General features: G+C 70.1%; 1 protein-coding gene. It reads right to left on the reverse strand.

From position 1 onward, the window contains the following. A partial coding sequence (locus ACLFKU_RS44960) for a hypothetical protein (RefSeq protein ID WP_410853539.1) occupies positions 1–244 on the reverse strand: 244 nt, incomplete at both ends.

Below are 244 nucleotides of genomic sequence, written 5' to 3' on the forward strand. Positions count from 1 at the left end.
AGATAATGCGCCAGACGGTTGGCCCGCGCATTGAGCTCGCCATAGCTCACGCGCTCCTCCGCACAGACCACCGCAACCGCCTCCGGCGCCTTGGCGACCTGCGCCTCGAACAGTTCGTGGATGCACTGCTCCGACGGATACGCCGCCGCCGTCCGGTTCAGCTCCTCCAGCAGGTACGCCCGCTCAGCGCCCGGCAGGATGTCCAGCTCCCGCACCGGCGTGTGCGGCGCCCGCTCCAGCGCCT

This window comes from Paraburkholderia sp. EG304 (genome assembly GCF_046543485.1).
Taxonomy (GTDB): Bacteria; Pseudomonadota; Gammaproteobacteria; order Burkholderiales; family Burkholderiaceae; genus Paraburkholderia; species Paraburkholderia youngii.